Here is a 597-nt window from a genome sequence, read left to right as displayed (position 1 = left end):
TTTACGGTACTTTCCTATCCAACGAGTTTCTTTAATCCAGAGTGCTCAGCAATAATACCCGTTAATCTGGAATTACTGTGTTTCATACGACGATTGCATTTCTTGTTCCAAAACAGCATCAATCTCTTTCGAATGTACCAGTCGATTTTATTCAGAAATAAATCGGCAAAGGCGTCCATCGCGTAGTAATTTCTCCATCCCTGAATCTTCGGATTGAGTTCCTCAACCATTCTGTTCATTGTCCAGAACAGTCGGTTTCGTGGTTCGGTAACTTCCTTTACCTTCTCTTTCATCTTCTTCATGGCTTTCTTCGATGGATAGCTCCGCAATATATAATGGGCTACTCCCTTGACCTGTTTGGGGATTTTCCGGTGATGCATGCCCAGAAAGTCAAATCCTGCTTTGTCATCCCATAGGTTGACGAGCTTTGATTTGGATGTGTTTATCTCTATTTCAAGTTTATTGAATACCGCTTTTAACACATCGATTGCCTTCATAGCCTGCTCTTTGGTTTTGCACAGAATGACGAGATCATCAGCAAATCTGACGAGGGCGCCGAGTTCGGTAAATTTGTTTTCCCAGACCTTATCCAGGTAG

At 42.0% G+C, this 597-nt stretch carries 1 protein-coding gene; it reads right to left on the bottom strand.

Annotated features, from left to right (window positions below; all coding sequences use genetic code 11):
* Window positions 1–14 precede the first annotated feature (14 nt).
* Window positions 15–597, bottom strand: a 583-nt coding sequence (locus IEY34_RS36400; RefSeq protein WP_268240232.1) for a group II intron maturase-specific domain-containing protein, incomplete at its 5' end; no start/stop codon positions are given.

It is taken from the genome of Paenibacillus marchantiophytorum (assembly GCF_014640555.1).
GTDB classification, from domain to species: domain Bacteria; phylum Bacillota; class Bacilli; order Paenibacillales; family NBRC-103111; genus Paenibacillus_E; species Paenibacillus_E marchantiophytorum.
Note: the sequence above shows the minus strand (reverse complement) of the source record. Positions and strands in the feature narration are given on the sequence as shown.